The following is a 17,674-nucleotide window of genomic DNA, read 5'->3' on the forward strand; positions in this document are numbered from 1 at the left end:
CTCACGCCGCTGAAGGCCGCGCTCGAACGTCGTCACTACCCCGAGGGCCGCGAGCACGCGGAGTCCGACCGGCGTCCGGCCTGGGCATCCTGCAGAACTCTGGCGATCCGGCCGACGTCCAGATCCTCCGGATCCACGTCGCTCATCAACGCGCCCCGGAGGCAGGTGCGGAACGTCTCACTGAAGGAGGCGTAGTGGGACGAGACCGGCCGCTGCACTGCCTTGGTCACGGCATCGTGGACCTTTGCCGCGAAGTTCTTCAGCTGAGGAGAGGTCAATTCCGAGCCGGGCTCCGCGACGATGTCCCGGCCATCCTGCCGCTGCAGGCCGCTGCAGGTGTGCCGATCGTCGACCGCCTGGAAGAATTCATAGGCCTTCTCGACGACCGGTGGGTAACCGCCGCACGCGAACAGCATCTCCTGCGAGTCCGCTCGGGTGAGAAACTCGATGAGGCGCCGGGCGTCTTCGATCTTGTCTTCGGAGATGTCCGCGCTGAGGGCGAGGGTGGAGCCGCCGAGGATCCCACCGCGCGGCAGGGGCGCCACGTCGAAGCGGAGGGCTCCACCCGGGCCGCGCATCACCGGGTCGAGAGCCAGCCGGGGAATCGCGAACGGCCAGTTCCGCATGTACCCCACCCCGCTGTCGCGGAACGCCCGGATCCCGCTCTCCTCGGTGAATCCCCACAGGCAGCCACGGGCGAGGTCGTCCTGGCACTGGCCCGCGTTCTGCGGTGATCCCCCTGGAGTGCCGGAGTCTCCGTCGTGTCTCGGAGGGCTCAGTAACCCCTTCCACATCTTGAGCGCCTGCTTGGTCTCGGTGGGGTAGCGGTCCAGCACGATACGCTCACCATCAGAGATCTTCGCGCCGCCGGAGAGGATCACCTCCATGAGGTTCACGGTGCCGCCCTCGTAGTCGCCGAACTGCCCCGCGTAGCCGTGCTTCTCGGCATCTCGCAGGAGATCCGGCCAGTCCTTGAAGGTCAGCCGGTCAGTCTTGCCGAACAGAAGCGGCGCGTCGGAGGCGAACGGCACGGCATACCGCTTGCCGTCCACCTCGGTGGCCTTCAGCACGTTGGGGATGAATTGATGCCAGTAGTCCTGGCTGAAACCGTTCGGATCTTGGGCGTCGCCGACAGGGCCAATCTCCCGGATGTAGCCGTTTCTGGCGAACTCGGTCACATACGCGACGTCGAGGATGAGGATGTCGTAGGCACACCGGTGCGACTGGGCGGCCGCCGCCATCTCAGCCCGGGCTTCGTCGGCGGAGTCGGATATCTCGACGAACCTGGCGACGCGCGACAGTGAAGTCCTGTTCCAGTCCTGGATCAGGTTCCTGCGGAAGCTTCCCGCGCTGACGTCGTTCCCGGTCGCGATGGTTATTTCGCCGCTGCCGGAGCAGGTCTTCTCGCGGTCGACGGCCGGGGAAGCGGAGGGGGACAGGACGGTCCACAGGCTGCCGGGGAGAAGCTGACTCGTCCCGAGGAGGAGACCCGCCGTGAACCCGGCCACCCCGAGCCACTTCCGGTAGACCGGAAGCGGAGACCACCACCGCTTCAGACGCCCCGGCATCAGGACCACTCCCGCACCGTGGAAATCATTTCGATCAGTGCGTTCTCCACGTCCCCTGCCTGCAAGGACGATGAGGAGCCGCTCTCGACCTCGGCGCAGACCAGGTGCTTGGACCGTCTCCCCGGGTGTTCCGGCGCCGGGACCATGCCGCCGCATTTGTCCCGCTTCAGCACGAGTAGGTAAAGGTCCCTGATCGACGGGCTTTGCTCCAGAGCCTGCGCGATGGCGTGTTCGGCCCCCCGAGGGTCCTTCTCGAGCCGGAAGGGACCTCCGTCGGTGATGATCACCAGGGAGCGGGCCGGCTTTTTGACCAGCGGCCCCAGCTTTCTGATCGTTGCTGATATCGGCGCGTCCGCACCATTACTGGTCACCTTCGCCACTTCTGTGATGAATTCGTGTAGATCGTCGACTCCCTGTTTCGGAGAAGGCTGGGCGACGTTTACGCCTTCGTGCAGGTAGAACGTGCTGAGCGACAGTCGATCGGATTCGGTGAGCGTCTGCCAGATGCCGGGAATCGCCTGACGAGTGAGCAGGAGCGCGGAAGGTGATCCGGACATCGACCCGGAGATGTCGAGCAGGAGCTGTATATCGACGGGGGGCAGCCGATCCTTGATCTGCTTCTCCGCCGCGCGCAGCGCCGCCGAAGACACCGTCGAGGCCCTGCCGGGCGCGGGGCGGTCGAAGAGCTTGTGGCCGGCGAGCCAGGCACCGAACCCGTCGATGGCGTCGCTGCGCCCCTGGTCCTCCTCGGGCCAGTGGATGTGGACGAAGGGGTAGTCCAGGGCGGGCAGGCCGGTCACCTCCGCCTCGGTGAGCGCCCCCGCGTTGTTACCGTTCGTGCCGGTGCAGCCCTCGCCCGTGTTCTTCCGGCCCGGATAGTCCTGCACGCTGTGGGATGGGACGAACAGCGCGATGTCCTTCTTCTTGCCTCCCAGCCCCTCGAATCGGCACAGGAGTGCGTTGACGCTGTTGTCGAAGGCCACACTCTCGGCGGTTTCCTTGGAATCTTCGTGGTTCACGAGTTGCGCGGCCGCGATGAGACCGGCCGAGGAGAGCCCTGGCTGAGGGTAGAGAAGGCGCATGTCCAGTTCCCGGCGAATCGCCCTCACCACACCGGCCAGGCCCTTCTGCGGGGGCAGCCCTTTCAGGTCCGGGACGCGTTCGCCGAGCATCGCGATGGCCAGATGGTCGTTCGCCACACTCGATCGCTTCTCCAATCGCACCGGGTCCTCATCGCCGCACTCCTTCTCCCCGGCGCCCTGAGGGCGTCCCACCTCACAGCGGACGAAATCCACCTCCTCCGAGCTGGTCGCGATCCAGGCGTCGGGCCGCGGTCCGAACAGGCGCCGGAACGGCTCGTTCGACTGAGCGGCGTCGTCGCGACGCCAGCCGTCGTCGAATCCGTGGATCATTCCTTTGATCGACGGAGCGGGAAACACCGAGATCCGGTAGGCGGCGCAGTCGTCCACCCGTGTCTCGGCGATGAAAGCGGAGACCTTTCCGCGCAGTGCGTCGACGTTTTCCGGCGCCGTCATAACGGAGAGTTCTCGCGGCTCGGCGCAGGACGGTGGCAGGGCCAGCCGGTACAGAGTTGGCGTGACCTTCACAATCCCGACCACGATCAGGGCAACGACCAGCCCGAGGGTCACTGACAGATAGCTGATGGCGAGCGGCGGCCAGACGCGGCGAAGACATTCGCGTATCCGCCCGACCTGACGGCGGCGTGGAGGGACGTCTTCGGGCCGAGGACTGATCGCCGAGACGGACGGCCTGCTCCGGCGCATGAGCCAGGCGCGAACGCGGGCGGGTCCCGGGAGCTGCAGGAGGACGCCTCCGATCAGACCGATCGTGAGCATCGTGACGAACCACCCGAACAGCCCCTGGTCCGTCAGGGTGATGAACTTGTTCAGCACGCCGGTCGTCAGGATCGTCAGGGCCGTGCTGATCACCGTCTGCCGCGCCAGCGTCACCTCGGGCTGACGGTTCGGGGACTTCGCGTCGTCCTTGTTATCCGGAGCTTCTCCTGAGTTCGAGGGGGAGGGGGACATGAGGGCGGCCTGTTCGCTGGAGGGCGGACCACATGAAAACGGCGAATCGTTTCGGGAAGGATGTTAACTCTTCAACGAGCAGTCAAGGCTTCTGCGCCCTTGTGTTCAGATCCAATTTGCCGATCACGCACGGCCGATTTCGAATTGCCCGGACAACCGCCGATTGGCGGGACGCGGCCCCCGGGGTCAGTCGGCGGCGGGGACCGGCGGCCTGCGTACGGTCGTGGGCAGCATCAGCCGGTACACCACCGCGCCGATCACGTAGCCGACGCCGATCACGGCGAGCGCGAGATAGGACCTGCCGTCGCGCGGCAGCAGCGCCGCCGCCAGCACCGCGCCGAGGACGGTCATGCCGTTGAACAGCATGTCGTACACGGAGAAGGCGCGGCCGAGATAGGCGTCCTCGACGTCGCGCTGCACGACGGTGTCCGCGCAGATCTTCACGCTCTGCCCGGCGACGCCGATCACGAGTCCGGCGGCCACGAACGCCCACTGCTGGAACGTCGCGCACAGCGCGAACTCGAGGACTCCGCAGGTCACCAGCATGACCGGGACCCAGGTCTCGATCCGGAACCGCTTGGTGGCCCACGGCGTGACCACCACCGCGGCGAAGCTCCCCGCGCCGACCGCGCCCAGCACGAGCGCGATTCCCTTCAGCGCGTCGTCGACGTTCGTGGTGAAGCTGTAGCGGTAGAGCATCATCACCGCGGCCGTCGAGATGCCGAACATGAGGCGGTGCGTCGCGATGCCGCCGAGGGCCGCCGCGGCCGAACGCCGGTGCGCGATGTGCCGCGCCCCGTCGACCAGGCCGGTGAGCACGTGCCGTACGGCCTCGCGGGCCTGCGGGCGGTCCGGGTCGTACGCGGGGCCGAGCAGGGAGCGCTCCATCATCCGCGCGATCAGCGCGCTCAGCCCGAAGACGAGGCCGGAGGAGACCAGCAGAACCGCCACCCCGCCGTCACCCGATCCGGCGACCATGCGGAGCACGATGCCGGCGCCCGCCCCGACGAACGTCATCACCGTGCCCGACGTGGGCGTCACCGCGTTGGCCATCATCAGCTGGTCGGACGGCACGACGTGGGGCAGCGCCGCACTGAGGGCCGAAAGGAAGAAACGGTTGACCGCGAGCACGCCGAGCGCAGCCACGTAGAAGACGGCGTCCGGCGCTCCCGCGGCGACGAGGCCGGCGGCCACGATCAGCAGCGCACCGCGCACGACCGGCGCGATGACGAGGATCTGCCGCCGCGACCAGCGGTCGATGAACACCCCGACGAAGGGCCCGAGGACGCTGTACGGCAGCAGCAGCACGGCGAGGCCCGCCGCGATGTCGGCCGCGTTGGTCTGCCGTTCCGGGCTGAAGAACGCGTACCCGCCGACGGCGAGCTGGAAGATCCCGTCTGAGAACTGCGAGACGAGCCTCGTGGCGAAAAGACGCCGGAAGTTGCGGCCCCTCAGGACCACCCGCAGATCGGAGACGTACGACACGGCGACAGCCTACGCGGACGATCACAGTCGAGCATCAGGATCAACCCTGATAAAGCCCCCTACGTCTCACTCGCATCAAGGTGATCACGTACTCTCGCAGAGTGACCTCACAGGAACATGTCGTCCTGGTCGACGGCGAGGGTAACCCGGTCGGCACCGCTCCCAAATCGACCGTCCACGGCGCCGACACTCCGTTGCATCTGGCGTTCTCCAGCTATGTCTTCGACGACCGTGGCCGCGTGCTGCTGTCGCGGCGGGCGGGCACGAAGCTGACCTGGCCCGACGCATGGACCAACAGCTGCTGCGGGCATCCGCTGCCGGGTGAGCCGCTGTCGTCGGCGGTGATCCGCCGCCTCCGCTTCGAGCTGGGCCTGGCCGTCGAGTCCGTCGACCTGATCCTGCCGGGCTTCTCCTACCGGGCCGTGATGGACAACGGGACGGTGGAGAACGAGCTGTGCCCGGTCTACCGGGCCGTGGTGAAGGGAGAGGCCACGCCCAACGCCGAGGAGGTGGGCGAGGTCCGGTGGGAGCCCTGGACGCGCTTCGCCGCCGAGGTGATGAGCGGTGAGCTGGACATCTCGCCCTGGGCCCGGCTGCAGGTGCCCCAGCTCGTCGCGCTCGGTCCTGACCCGCTGGCCTGGCCGGTGGCCGACGCCGCGGCCCTGCCGCCCGCCGCGCGCCCGCTCACCTCGAACCGCTGAGACCCGCCGCCAGGGGCGAGCTCCTGAGACGCGCTGAAATCACCGAGACGCGCTGAGACGTGCGACCGCCCCGGTCCGCAAGGCGGAACCGGGGCGGGACACGCCGTGAGCGACGGACGTCAGCGCTCGACCTCGCCGCGGATGAACTTCTCCACGGCCTCGCGGGCGGCGTCGTCGGAGTACTGCTCCGGCGGCGACTTCATGAAGTAGGACGAGGGCGAAAGCAGCGGGCCGCCGATGCCCCGGTCGAGGGCGATCTTGGCCGCGCGGACGGCGTCGATGATGATGCCGGCCGAGTTGGGCGAGTCCCAGACCTCGAGCTTGTACTCCAGGTTGAGCGGGGTGTCTCCGAACGACTTGCCCTCGAGGCGGACGTAGGCCCACTTGCGGTCGTCCAGCCACGGCACGTGGTCGGACGGGCCGATGTGGACGTCGGCCTTGGCCATCTCGTGCGGGATCTGCGACGTGACCGACTGCGTCTTGGAGATCTTCTTGGACTGGAGGCGGGTGCGCTCCAGCATGTTCATGAAGTCCATGTTGCCGCCGAAGTTGAGCTGGTAGGTGCGCAGCAGCTCCACTCCGCGGTCCTCGAACAGCTTGGCCAGCACGCGGTGCGTGATCGTGGCGCCGACCTGCGACTTGATGTCGTCGCCCACGATCGGGACGCCGGCCTCGGTGAACTTCGCGGCCCACTCGGGGTCGGAGGCGATGAAGACCGGCAGCGCGTTGACGAAGGCCACCTTGGCGTCGATCGCGCACTGCGCGTAGAAGCGGTCGGCCTCCTCCGAGCCCACGGGGAGGTAGGACACCAGGACGTCGACCCGGGCGTCCTTCAGCGCCTGGACGACGTCGACCGGCTGCTCGTCCGACTCCTCGATGATCTCCCGGTAGTACGTGCCCAGCCCGTCGAAGGTCGGGCCGCGCTGCACGGTCACGCCGACCGGCGGCACGTCGCAGATCTTGATCGTGTTGTTCTCGGAGGCCACGATGGCCTCGGACAGGTCGCGGCCGACCTTCTTGGCGTCCACGTCGAAGGCCGCCACGAACTCGACGTCGCCGACGTGGTAATCACCGAACCGCACGTGCATGAGGCCCGGTACACGGCTGCCCGGATCCGCGTCCTTGTAGTAGTGGACGCCCTGTACCAGCGATGCGGCGCAGTTGCCCACACCGACGATGGCTACGCGCACCGAACCCATAGCACTCGCTCCTTCACCTATCTGCCTCGGGCGTGTCCGCCCTCTGGGTCTCTTCCTGTACGGCTTGCGCGGGATCCGGGGGGTGATCCCCCTCGCCGGGAGCCGAGTGGCTCCGCCGTTCCGAGTCGATCAGCTCGTTCAGCCATCGGACTTCGCGCTCGACCGACTCCAGCCCGTGCCGCTGGAGCTCCAGCGTGTAGCTGTCCAACCGCTCCCTCGTACGGGCGAGAGCCTCACGGACGCGGTCGAGGCGTTCCTCCAGGCGGCTGCGGCGGCCTTCCAGGATGCGCAGCCGCACCTCCGCCTCCGTATGGCGGAAGAAGGCGAAGTGAATGCCGAAGCTCTCGTCCTCCCAGGAGGACGGCCCCGACTGGCTGAGCAGCTCCTGCAACCGCTCCTTGCCCTCCGCCGTGATCTTGTACACGATCTTCGACCTGCGGCCGAGAACCGTGTCCTCAGGGGGCTCCTCCTCGGCGATGAGCCCCTCGTTCAGCAGACCCCTGAGGCAGGGATACAGCGAGCCGTAGGAGAACGCACGGAACATGCCGAGCAGCGTGTTGAGCCGTTTGCGCAGCTCGTATCCGTGCAAGGGCGTTTCGTGCAGCGATCCCAGGACGGCGAGCTCCAGTACACCTCCACGAGAGCCCGTCACTGGAACCACCCCCTGTGTCCGACCGATGTATCGACTCGATACATCCGCAGGATACGTCGGAGCGTCATATATGGCAATGAGTCAACGGTTGGGCAAGATTCCGCAAAGGGCCGTAATCTGGCCGTATGTGGTCACAGCGGTCGGTCGTGGACTACGGCCTCGCGAAGCGGGCGGCCGTGCAGTCCGTCCGCGCCGGCCGCATGCGGGCGCGGGACGTGTGCGACGCCCATCCTTACCTGCTGCGCGCGGCTCGTTGTCACGGAGAGCCGTCCAGTCGCATCTGCCCCATATGTGAACGACGGAACGTGACCAACGTCACATACGTATATGGGGATGAACTAGGACGAGTGGCCGGCCAGGCGAAAGGGGCGGCCGAGCTCACCGCGATGGCCCGGGAATACCGCGAATTCCGGGTCTACGTGGTGGAGGTCTGCCAAGGTTGTTCCTGGAACCACCTGGCGGTGTCGTTCGTCCTCGGAACAGCCGATCCCCCGGGCCCCTCTCTGTAGGGCGACCTCCACTTCCAGGAGGACAGCCCGCCGGCCTGCCGGCCGACGCCGATTCAAACTCCCCGAAACATCTGACGAGGACGCGTGACTAACAGCAACTATGGACCGGAGCCGACCGGCCGCCCCGAGGACGCCTCGGGCTCCGGTGGACCATCCCGCCCTGGGCGCCGTCGTCGCTCGCCCCGGGAATCCGACGAGTACGGCGAGTACGGCGAGCCAGGTCCGCCGCGGCAACCTGGCAGGGGCCCGGCCCCGCAGCCACCCCGCGGCGCCCGGCCCGGAGGACCGGAGCAGCGCCGCAGGGAGGCGGCCTTCGAGGACACGGCGGCCATGAACGCCGTGCCCCCGAGGCCGGCACAGGGACCGGCACAGAGCTCCCCGCAGGGCTCCCCTCAGGGCCACCCGCAGAGACCCGCACAGGGACATCAGCAGGGACACCAGCAGGGACCCCGCGGACCTGTGGGCGGCGGACGCCCGCCGGCCGGCCGCGACCCGCGTTACGCCGCCGGTCCGGGTGGTCCGGGTGGTCCCGGCCGGCCCGGCGTCCCCGGCGCCGACGAGCGCACGCAGGCTCTGGGCATGCCGAGCGGCGGCTTCCGCGGTGACGCCCCCCGTGATGTACGCGGGGACGCGGACGGGCAGAGCACCGAGGCGCTCCAGGCGGGTGGCCGCCGCCGCAGGCCCGCGGGCCGGGGCGGCCGTGGCCCGGGGGGACCCGGCGGTCCCGGCGGCCCCGGCGGCCCGGGGGGTCCGGAAGGTCCCGGCGGTCGCGGTCCCCGGGATCCGCGCGACTTCGACGACTTCGACGAGGACGACGAGAAGCCGCGCCGCACGGGCTGGAAGCGCTTCCTGCCGAGCTGGAAGATCCTCGTGGCGGCCTTCACCGTGCTGGCCGTCGGCACCTTCGGAATGATCGCGGTGGCCTACGCCAACACCCCGCTGCCGAAGGCGACCCAGGCGGACGCCGTCTCCGAGGGCAGCGCCATCTACTACAACGACGGCAAGACGCTGATCGCCAAGGTCGGCACCCCGCGCGTCATCGTGGACGACATCAACAAGGTGCCGCGGCACGTCCAGGACGCCGTCATCGCCATCGAGAACAGGACGTTCCGCGAGGACTCCGGCATCTCCATCCCCGGCATGGTCCGGTCGGTCTGGATGACCGCGACCGGACAGCAGCTCCAGGGCGCCTCGACCATCACCCAGCAGATGGCCCGCAACTACTACGACGGCCTCAGCCAGGAAGTGTCGATCAAGCGAAAGTTCAAGGAGATCTTCGTCGCGGTCAAGCTCGACCAGGAGATGCCCAAGAACCAGATCCTGCTGACGTACCTCAACACGGTGAACTTCGGGCGCGCCTACGGCATCGAGGCGGCCGCGATGGCGTACTTCAAGAAGCACGTCGGTCAGCTCACGCCGGAGCAGGGCGCCTATCTCGCCGCGCGCATCCAGACGCCGGCCCTCGACGCCGACTCCCCGCAGTTGCAGAGCCGGTTCAAGGACGTCGTCAACGCCATGGCGACCCTCGACCCCGGCAGGTACGGCAAGCTGCCGGGCACCGCCAAGTTCCCCAAGACCGTCAAGCAGGGCAACACCAACGAGCTGGGCGGTCTGAAGGGCTACATGGTCGTCCAGGTGCTGCAGGAGCTGAAGACGCGGATGAACCTGCCGCCCGACCAGGTCAGGAGCGGCGGCTACAAGATCATCTCGACCTTCGACAAGAGGCTCATGCAGGCCGCGAGGAAGGCGGTCATCGGCACCACCAACGCCCTGCCGAAGGAGATCCACGCCGGTCTGGCCGCGGTGGAGCCCAAGACGGGCCGGGTGCTCGCCTTCTACGGCGGTGAGGACTTCACCAAGGACAACTGGAACGAACCGTTCGACTCCTACAAGCAGGCCGCCTCGGCGTTCAAGCCGTACGTGCTGGCCGCGTGGCTGGACGCCGGATACAGCCTGAACAGCTTCGTGCCCGGCAACAAGACGGTGCCGGAGGAACTTCCGGGCACCAAGCCCATCGGCAACAGCCACAACGTAGGGTCGGCGATCAACGTCACCACGGCGACCGCGGACTCGGTCAACACGGCCTTCGCGTCCATGGCGTACAAGCTGGACCTGGACAACGGCACGGTCGGGGAGCTCAGCGCGGTGAAGCAGATCGCGGAGGAGGCCGGGCTCGGCAAGCAGCGCATGGAGGACGACGTCAAGGCGCACAAGTACGCGTTCTCCATCGGCAGCGCCCTGGTCACCCCGGTCGAGCAGGCCGCCGGCTACTCGATCTTCGCCAACGAGGGCAAGCACACCGACTACCACGTGGTCAAGGAGGTCCGCAAGGACAAGGAGGTCGTCATCGCCGAGCGGCGGGACGAGAAGCAGGTGATCACGCCCGAGGCGGCGGCCGACTCCGTGGCGGCCATGGAGGAGGTCCTCAAGTCGGGTACGGCGCGGGGCAAGGGCATCGGCCGCCCGGCGGCCGGCAAGACCGGCACGAACAACGACAACAAGGAAGCGTGGTTCGTCGGCTTCACGCCGCAGATCTCCACCGCCGTCGGCATGTATCGCGAGCAGTGCGTGACCAAGACGGGCAAGATCGTCGATCCGATCAACGCGAACTGCCCGGAGACCCCCGGAGGGAAGAAGAGCAAGAAGTACGGCCCGAACAACCGGTATTCACAAGGCCGTGAGATATCGCTCGGCAGTGGCATCGAGGGCGCGACCTACCCGACCACGATCTGGCGGAACTTCATGATGGAGGCGCTCGCGGGCAAGCCGGTCGAGCAGTTCCCGCCGAAGGCCGGGCTGGGCACTCCGGAGAACATCGTGCCGAGCCCGACGCCCTCGCCGTCGCCGACCCCGGACGACGCCGGGTTCCCGACCGACTTCCCGACCGACTTCCCCGACGACGGCGGCTGCTACGACGGCGGCCCGGGATGCGACAGCGGAGACGGCCTCGGCGACGACCAGGACACCGGCGGTCAGGACGGCGGCCCGGGAGGCGACGACGTTCCGTTGAACATCAACCAGGCCCCGGCCGCCCTGCCGACGGATTCCGGCAACGGCAGGAGCGGCGGCAGAGGCGGCGCCTGATCCGCCTTCTGATGGTCCGCAAGGGGCCCGCGGCGACTCCCGCCGCGGGCCCCTTCCATGCGCCGATCCATGCGCGGAGTCGCCAAGCCGAGGCGTTGGATGGTGCAATACCGAGCATGACGACCCGGACCACGAACGACTCCGCCCCGCTGCCCGGGGTCGCCGCGCGGGCGGTGCCGTACCTGCCTCTCGGGCTTCTCGCGGGCCTCGGCGCGATCCTCGCCTACCTGTGGAAGTATCCCTGCCGCTTCGGCGGGGCCTGGAACGGCGGTGTCGGGCAGTTCACGAACTTCTGCTACACCGACATCTATCCGCTGTTCTGGGCGGAGCACCTCAACGAGGGCAAGGTCCCGTACGTCGACTATCCCGTCGAATATCCGGTCGGCATCGGCGGAATCATGGAGTTCGCCCGCCGGCTCGCGGGCGGCGACGGGATCGTGTTCTACGACGTCACCGTGGTCCTGATGGGCGTCGCGCTGGTCGTGGGCGTGCTGCTGACGGCCGCGCTGGCCGGCCCGGCCCGCCGCTGGGACGCCCTCTGGTACGCCGTCGGCCCGGCCGTCATCCTCACCGCGTACATCAACTGGGACCTGGCCGCGGGGGCACTCGCGCTCGGCGGGCTGCTGGCCTGGGCCAAGGACCGGCCGTGGCTCGCGGGCGCGCTGCTGGCGCTGGCCGTGGCCACGAAGTTCTACCCTCTGATGTTCTTCGGCGCGTTGTTCCTGCTCACGGCCCGTACGGCGAAGTGGGTGCCGTTCCTGAAGACCGCGGGCGCGGCGGCGATCACGTGGCTGCTGGTGAACGTGCCGATCATGCTGGTCAACTTCGAGGGCTGGAAGCGGTTCTACGCGTTCAGCAGCGAGCGCGGCGCCGACTGGGGCGGGCTGTGGTTCTTCTTCCAGAAGACGCAGTGGTTCGGCATGGAAAGGCCTGGTTTCCTGGCCTTTCTCGGCGATCCCGAGAAGCTGAACACCATGGCCATGGCCCTGCTGGCGGTGCTGCTGCTGGGGGTCGCCGTGCTGGCGCTGGCCGCGCCGCGCCGGCCGCGCCTGATGCAGCTGTGCTTCCTCGCCCTGGCCGCCTTCATGATCACCAACAAGGTCTGGTCGCCGCAGTACGTCCTGTGGCTGGTGCCGTTCGCGGTGCTGGCCAGGCCCAGGTGGGGGGCCCTGGCCGCCTGGCAGGTCGCCGAGTGCTGGTACTTCTTCTCGATCTGGCTCTACCTGGTCACCCAGACGGGCGAGCCCGCCCTCGGCATCGGCGACAACCCGTACTTCCTGTCGGTCTGGGCCCGGGCGCTGACCATCGTCGTCCTCATGGCGCTGGTCGTCCGCGACATCCTGCGGCCCGAGCACGACGTCGTACGCCAGGGGGAGGCCGACGACCCGTCGGGCGGGGTGTTCGACCACGCCGAGGACCGTCTCGTGCTGCGCCGTTCCCTGCTCTCGCGGGGCGTCCGGCAGCAGCCGGATACGGCGTGAGCTCATGAAACTTACATCGGATTTCGCGCCCGCCACGGCGCGGCAGGGAACGGCCCGAGCGGAGGCATCGCGTAGCGTCGCGTGAGAGTGTGCGTGACGGAACGGGGGAGACGCGATGCGCCGGAGGCCACCATGGCTCCTGCTGCTGATGTGGACGGTGACCCGGGTGGCGCTCCTCCTGGTCGCGACCCAGACCGTCCCGACAGGGCACGGCGAGGCGTTCAGGAACGACGTCACCCTCTACCGCGGCTGGTCCGACGTCCTGCTGGAGGGGGAGTTCCCCGCAAGCGACGAGAAGTGGCAGTACCCGCCGTTCGCGGCGCTGCCGATTCTCGCCCCCCGTCTGCTGCCGCTGGACTACCACGTCGCCTTCTCCCTGGTGGCGGTGCTGTGCGACCTCGCGATCCTGCTCCTGCTGTGGCGGTTCTCGACCTCCCGCCGCGGTGGCGGCCGTACGGGCCCGTGGGCGTGGACCCTGGGCGCGGCCCTGCTCGGCCCGGTGCTCGTCTCGCGGTACGACCTCATGGTCACGCTCGTGGCGGTCCTCGCGCTGACGGCGTCGGCCAATCCGGTGGTGCGCGGGTCGCTCATCGGCGTCGGACTCCTCGTGAAGGTGTGGCCGGTGGCACTTCTCGCCGGCCTGCGAAGGTGGCGCGACCTGCTGACCGCGTCGGGAACCACGCTCGTCGTCGCGCTCGCGGGGTGCGGCGCGGCCGTCCTGACCCTGCCGCACGCGCTGGACTTCCTGACCGCGCAGGAGAAGCGGGGACTGCAGATCGAGTCGCTGGCCGCCACGCCGTTCGCGCTCGCCCGCGCCCTCGGCTGGTGGGACGGGTACACCACCTACAAGCACGGCGCGATGGAGGCCGTGGGCGACGGCGTGGGCGTCGCGACGGTGCTGAGCCTGGCCGCCACGCCCCTGGCGCTGGCGCTGATCGGCGTGTGGTGGCTGCGCGCGGCCCCGAGCCCGCGGTCGTACTTCGACGCCGCGCTCACCACCGTGCTCTTCCTGGTCGCCACCAGCCGGGTCCTGTCGCCGCAGTATCTCGTGTGGGTGGTCGGCGTGGCCGCCGTCATCCTGTCGGTGCGGCGCGACCGGCCAGGCCCGGCGCAGCGGCCGGCCGCCCTGCTCGTCATGACCGCCGCCCTGCTGACGGGGATCATGTACCCCTGGATCGAACTGGACTACAGCTGGACGGGCGCCCTGCCGGGGACGCTCGTGCTGGTCCTGCGCAACCTGGTCGTCCTGGCCGCGGCGGTCACGTCGTACGTGCAGTTGTGGCGCGCCACGCGCAGGCCCCGGCGGGTGAAGGGCGAGCGGGGCATTCAGGAGGCGGTACCCGCTTCCTGAGGTTCTCAATCCGCAGAGTTATCCACAGGGTGTGGACAGATGTCTACAGGTGCTTGCGCAGGAACGCGATGTCGTCGGCCTGGCCCTCGAACGGCGTCTCCACCACGATCGGCGCCCCGGCCGCCCGGCAGACCTCCAGGATCAAATCGGGGTCGATCTGCCCGGTGCCGAGGTTGGCGTGGCGGTCGGCCCCCGAGTCGAACGCGTCCCGCGAGTTGTTGCAGTGGACGAGGTCGATGCGGCCGGTGATCGCCCTGACCCGCTCCACGAGCCCGGCGAGCTCCTCGCCGCCCGCGTGGAAGTGGCAGGTGTCCAGGCAGAAACCGACGACCGAGGGGTCGGGGGCGCCCGCCGTGACGGCATCCCACAGCCGGGCGATCCGCTCCAGCTTGCGTGCCATCGCGTTGCCGCCGCCGGCCGTGTTCTCGATCAGCACGGGGATCGGGCACTCGGTGCGTTCGAAGACCTTGCGCCAGTTGTCGAAGCCGGTCTGCGGGTCGTCGCCCGCGTTGACGTGCCCGCCGTGGACGATCAGGCCCTTGGCGCCGACGGCCGCCGCCGCCTTGAGGTGCGCGTCGAGCAGCTTGCGGCTCGGGATGCGGATGCGGTTGTTCGCCGTGGCCACGTTGATGACGTACGGCGCGTGCACGTAGACGTCCACGTCCGACGCGCGCAGGGCGTCGGCGGTGGCGGGCGTCGCCGGGCCCTTCCAGCCCTGCGGGTCGCCGAGGAAGAACTGCACCACGTCGGCGTTGCGGGCGGCCGCGTGCGCGAGTGGGTCGTCCTGGTCGACGTGGGCCCCGATCCGCGGGCGGCCGCTGCGGCTGTCCATGCGTTCCTCCACCATCGCTTGCCTGCTTATGGGGCTGCCGGACGCGGAGGGCGAACTTTAGGCGCTGTCCAAGAACGTTTCAAGGGGACGCGCCGTTTCAAAGCCACAAACCAGGGCAGTCGCGATGCACGCGCCCCGAGACCCGCGCGCGATACTACTTCGTCGTCAAGGAGACGAGCATGAGATATCGCTTAGGCAGCTTCATCCTTCTCATCTACATCCTCGTCGGTCTCTACGTGGCCTGGGTCCACAACTACATCACCCCCACCCTCCTCAAGCAGGTCGCCCAGGCCCTGATCGCGGTCTTCCTGTGGTTCCTCGTGCTGCTCGGAGTGGACCTGCACATCGGCGGCTGAGCAGCCGCTCCTCAGCCGCGCAACGAGAACCCGCGGGGGAAGAAGCCGCCGTGCGCGATCCCCAGCGCGGCGCCCACGAACGAGCCCACGACCCCCACGATGATCAGCGAACGCTGCCTGGTCGTCGATGAGATGAACTGGGCGTACAGGCCGCCCCAGAACCCGATCGCGCCCACCCACGACGCGATCATGTGGGCCGTCACGATGAAGCCCGTGACGAACGCCACCAGGCCGCACACCAGCGTCGCGATCGTCATCATGTTCTCCCGCGGGTGCGGCCTGCCGTCCGTGTTCAGCGTGAGATGGACGGGGTGCTTCCTCTTTCGGCCGATGGCGTTTCGCATCGCGCCTACCCCCTCTCCGACCTCCAGTTTCACTCTCGGGGCGGGGTACGGCCAAGTGGCTGGTAGCCTTGTTCGACTGCGTCTGATAAGGGCCGGGGGCATGGCCGCCCGGCGCGAGGCGCAGGGTCCTCCTGTCACGGCAAGGCGTCGTGACCGCAAGAGTCCAGAGGAGGTTGGATCACTCATGCGTCGCTACGAGATGATGGTCATTCTCGACCCGTCCCTCGACGAGCGCACCGTGCAGCCGTCGCTCGACCAGTTCCTCACCGTCGTCCGCAACGACGGCGGCACCGTGGAGAAGGTCGACGTCTGGGGCCGTCGCCGCCTGTCCTACGACATCGCCAAGAAGTCCGAGGGCATCTACGCCGTGGTCGACCTGACCGCCGAGCCCGCCACCGTGAAGGAGCTGGACCGTCAGCTCAACCTGAACGAGGGCATCCTCCGCACCAAGGTCATCCGCCCCGAGCTCCACTGAGCTCCACTGGCAGGACCCGAAGCCCGGCGGTTTGTCGGGCCCGGGCCGTACTCTGAGCCCTTAACGGCTCAGCTGACGGGATAGGAAGGCGAAAGCGACCGATGGCAGCAGGCGACACCCAGATCACGATCGTCGGCAATCTTGTCGACGACCCGGAGCTGCGCTTCACCCCCACGGGGCAGGCCGTGGCCCGGTTCCGCATCGCGTCCACTCCGCGGTTCCTCGATAAGCAGACCAACGAGTGGAAAGACGGCGAGGGCTTGTTCCTCACCTGCAACGTCTGGCGGCAGGCGGCGGAGAACGTCGCCGAGAGCCTCCAGCGCGGCATGCGGGTGATCGTGCAGGGACGGCTGCGCCAACGGTCGTACGAGACCAAGGAAGGCGAGAAGCGCACGGTCTACGAGGTCGAGGTCGACGAGGTCGGCCCCTCGCTGCGCAACGCCACGGCGAAGGTCAACAAGACCACGCGCCAGGGCGGTGGCGGCGGCGGCTTCGGCGGCGGCCCGGCCAACGACCCGTGGGCGACCGCGGCGCCCGCCCCCCAGGGGGGCTTCGGCGGCGGCGGTGGCGGCGGTTTCGGCGGCGGCCCCCAGGGCGGTGGCGGCTTCGGCGGCGACTTCAGCGACGAGCCGCCCTTCTGAGGCCGGGCCCTTCCGGTCCCACCAACCGTAAACACAACCGAGCGACCATTCCCGCGACATGCGGGGCTCTGAGAGGAGCACCACGATGGCGAAGCCGGCAATTCGCAAGCCGAAGAAAAAGGTTTGCCTTTTCTGCCACGACAAGATTTCCTACGTCGACTACAAGGACACGGGGCTGCTGCGGAAGTTCATTTCCGACCGCGGCAAGATCCGTGCCCGCCGGGTGACGGGCAACTGCACCCAGCACCAGCGCGACGTGGCGACCGCTATCAAGAACGCCCGTGAGATGGCCCTGCTGCCGTACACGAGCACCGCGCGCTGAGAAGGGAGACTCAGGACAAATGAAACTCATCATCACCTCTGAGGTCTCCGGCCTCGGCGCTCCGGGCGACATCGTCGAGGTCAAGGACGGCTACGGCCGCAACTACCTCATTCCCCGTGGCTTCGCCATCCGCTGGACCCGCGGTGCCGAGTCGCAGATCGCCTCGCTGAAGAAGGCGCGCGCCGCCCGCGAGATCCGCGACCTGGGCTCCGCCAAGGAGGTCGCCGGCCAGCTCGGCGCCCTCAAGGTGCGGCTCAAGACCCGCGCGGGCGAGTCGGGCCGGCTGTTCGGCTCGGTCACGACCGGCGACATCGCCGAGGCCGTCAAGGCCGCCGGCGGTCCGCAGCTCGACCGCCGCCGCATCGAGATCGGCAACGCGATCAAGAGCGTCGGCACCCACAAGGTGAGCGTCCGGCTGCACCCGGAGGTCGCCGCCACCATCGACGTCGAGGTGGTCGCGGGCTGACACCCGTCGCAGTCCGTCAAGGGCCCTTCTCCATTCCCGGAGAGGGGCCCTTCGCGCTTCTCCGAGTCGCCCGGCGACGGGGTGATTCCCCTCAGGTGAAGAAGGGTTATACGGAACGCTAGTATCTTGCCGTCCGATTTAGCGGATTTCGTGGAAAGAC

The 17,674-nt window shown here is 68.5% G+C and carries 17 protein-coding genes; 10 read left to right on the forward strand and 7 right to left on the reverse strand.

Features of this window, described 5'->3' with window-relative positions; all coding sequences use genetic code 11:
* Window positions 1-35 precede the first annotated feature (35 nt).
* The 3 genes from AB0O28_RS04030 to AB0O28_RS04040 all read right to left on the reverse strand — a co-directional run bounded on the left by AB0O28_RS04030 (window position 36) and on the right by AB0O28_RS04040 (window position 5,101).
* Complete coding sequence (locus tag AB0O28_RS04030) at window positions 36-1,568, reverse strand: extracellular solute-binding protein (RefSeq protein WP_363635998.1); 1,533 nt, start codon at window positions 1,566-1,568, stop codon at window positions 36-38.
* Window positions 1,568-3,616, reverse strand: coding sequence for a vWA domain-containing protein (locus tag AB0O28_RS04035; protein WP_363636000.1), 2,049 nt, complete (start codon window positions 3,614-3,616; stop codon window positions 1,568-1,570). The genes AB0O28_RS04030 and AB0O28_RS04035 overlap by 1 nt, the downstream gene beginning before the upstream one ends.
* 186 nt (window positions 3,617-3,802) lie before the next feature.
* Window positions 3,803-5,101 (reverse strand): MFS transporter, encoded by a 1,299-nt coding sequence (locus tag AB0O28_RS04040; RefSeq protein WP_363636002.1) that lies wholly within the window; start codon window positions 5,099-5,101, stop codon window positions 3,803-3,805.
* 101 nt (window positions 5,102-5,202) lie between these two features.
* On the opposite strand from AB0O28_RS04040, the gene idi reads away from it, so the two are divergent.
* Window positions 5,203-5,802 carry an isopentenyl-diphosphate Delta-isomerase gene (gene idi / locus AB0O28_RS04045; protein ID WP_363636004.1) on the forward strand — a complete coding sequence of 200 codons (600 nt, stop codon included), beginning with the start codon at window positions 5,203-5,205 and terminating at the stop codon, window positions 5,800-5,802.
* A 119-nt stretch (window positions 5,803-5,921) separates the two neighbouring features.
* Here idi and AB0O28_RS04050 read toward each other — a convergent pair whose 3' ends face one another.
* Entirely contained in the window at window positions 5,922-7,001 is a 1,080-nt protein-coding gene (locus tag AB0O28_RS04050; protein WP_363636006.1) for an inositol-3-phosphate synthase, read from the reverse strand.
* A gap of 13 nt (window positions 7,002-7,014) precedes the next feature.
* Entirely contained in the window at window positions 7,015-7,653 is a 639-nt protein-coding gene (locus AB0O28_RS04055; protein WP_363636008.1) for a helix-turn-helix transcriptional regulator, read from the reverse strand.
* Between the two features lie 125 nt (window positions 7,654-7,778).
* Here AB0O28_RS04055 and AB0O28_RS04060 point away from each other — a divergent pair, with 125 nt between their 5' ends.
* The 4 genes from AB0O28_RS04060 (at window position 7,779) to AB0O28_RS04075 (ending at window position 14,078) form a co-directional block, all read left to right on the forward strand.
* Complete coding sequence (locus tag AB0O28_RS04060) at window positions 7,779-8,162, forward strand: DUF5318 family protein (RefSeq protein ID WP_363636010.1); 384 nt, start codon at window positions 7,779-7,781, stop codon at window positions 8,160-8,162.
* A gap of 459 nt (window positions 8,163-8,621) precedes the next feature.
* Window positions 8,622-11,246, forward strand: a complete 2,625-nt coding sequence (locus AB0O28_RS04065) for a transglycosylase domain-containing protein (protein ID WP_363636012.1) — start codon at window positions 8,622-8,624, stop codon at window positions 11,244-11,246.
* Window positions 11,247-11,362: 116 nt separating this feature from the next.
* Window positions 11,363-12,727, forward strand: coding sequence for a glycosyltransferase 87 family protein (locus AB0O28_RS04070; protein WP_363636014.1), 1,365 nt, complete (start codon window positions 11,363-11,365; stop codon window positions 12,725-12,727).
* 115 nt (window positions 12,728-12,842) lie between these two features.
* Window positions 12,843-14,078, forward strand: coding sequence for a glycosyltransferase family 87 protein (locus tag AB0O28_RS04075; RefSeq protein WP_363636016.1), 1,236 nt, complete (start codon window positions 12,843-12,845; stop codon window positions 14,076-14,078).
* Window positions 14,079-14,121: 43 nt separating this feature from the next.
* Here AB0O28_RS04075 and AB0O28_RS04080 read toward each other — a convergent pair whose 3' ends face one another.
* Window positions 14,122-14,910: a deoxyribonuclease IV gene (locus AB0O28_RS04080; RefSeq protein ID WP_363636018.1), complete on the reverse strand. Its 789-nt coding sequence runs from the start codon at window positions 14,908-14,910 to the stop codon at window positions 14,122-14,124.
* A 179-nt stretch (window positions 14,911-15,089) separates the two neighbouring features.
* Between AB0O28_RS04080 and AB0O28_RS04085 the strand changes: the two genes are divergently transcribed.
* Window positions 15,090-15,266 (forward strand): hypothetical protein, encoded by a 177-nt coding sequence (locus AB0O28_RS04085; RefSeq protein WP_363636020.1) that lies wholly within the window; start codon window positions 15,090-15,092, stop codon window positions 15,264-15,266.
* A gap of 11 nt (window positions 15,267-15,277) precedes the next feature.
* On the opposite strand, the gene AB0O28_RS04090 is transcribed toward AB0O28_RS04085, so the two are convergent.
* Entirely contained in the window at window positions 15,278-15,610 is a 333-nt protein-coding gene (locus AB0O28_RS04090; protein WP_363636022.1) for a hypothetical protein, read from the reverse strand.
* Between the two features lie 184 nt (window positions 15,611-15,794).
* Here AB0O28_RS04090 and rpsF point away from each other — a divergent pair, with 184 nt between their 5' ends.
* The 4 genes from rpsF to rplI all read left to right on the forward strand — a co-directional run bounded on the left by rpsF (window position 15,795) and on the right by rplI (window position 17,514).
* A complete protein-coding gene (gene rpsF, locus AB0O28_RS04095) occupies window positions 15,795-16,085 on the forward strand; it encodes a 30S ribosomal protein S6 (RefSeq protein WP_030508619.1) in 291 nt (96 codons plus the stop codon).
* Between the two features lie 101 nt (window positions 16,086-16,186).
* Complete coding sequence (locus tag AB0O28_RS04100) at window positions 16,187-16,726, forward strand: single-stranded DNA-binding protein (RefSeq protein WP_363636025.1); 540 nt, start codon at window positions 16,187-16,189, stop codon at window positions 16,724-16,726.
* Between the two features lie 85 nt (window positions 16,727-16,811).
* Entirely contained in the window at window positions 16,812-17,048 is a 237-nt protein-coding gene (gene rpsR, locus AB0O28_RS04105) for a 30S ribosomal protein S18 (RefSeq protein ID WP_030508621.1), read from the forward strand.
* A gap of 19 nt (window positions 17,049-17,067) precedes the next feature.
* Window positions 17,068-17,514 (forward strand): 50S ribosomal protein L9, encoded by a 447-nt coding sequence (rplI, locus tag AB0O28_RS04110; protein WP_363636027.1) that lies wholly within the window; start codon window positions 17,068-17,070, stop codon window positions 17,512-17,514.
* Window positions 17,515-17,674: the final 160 nt, after the last annotated feature.

It is taken from the genome of Microbispora sp. NPDC088329 (assembly GCF_040685655.1).
GTDB lineage: Bacteria > Actinomycetota > Actinomycetes > Streptosporangiales > Streptosporangiaceae > Microbispora.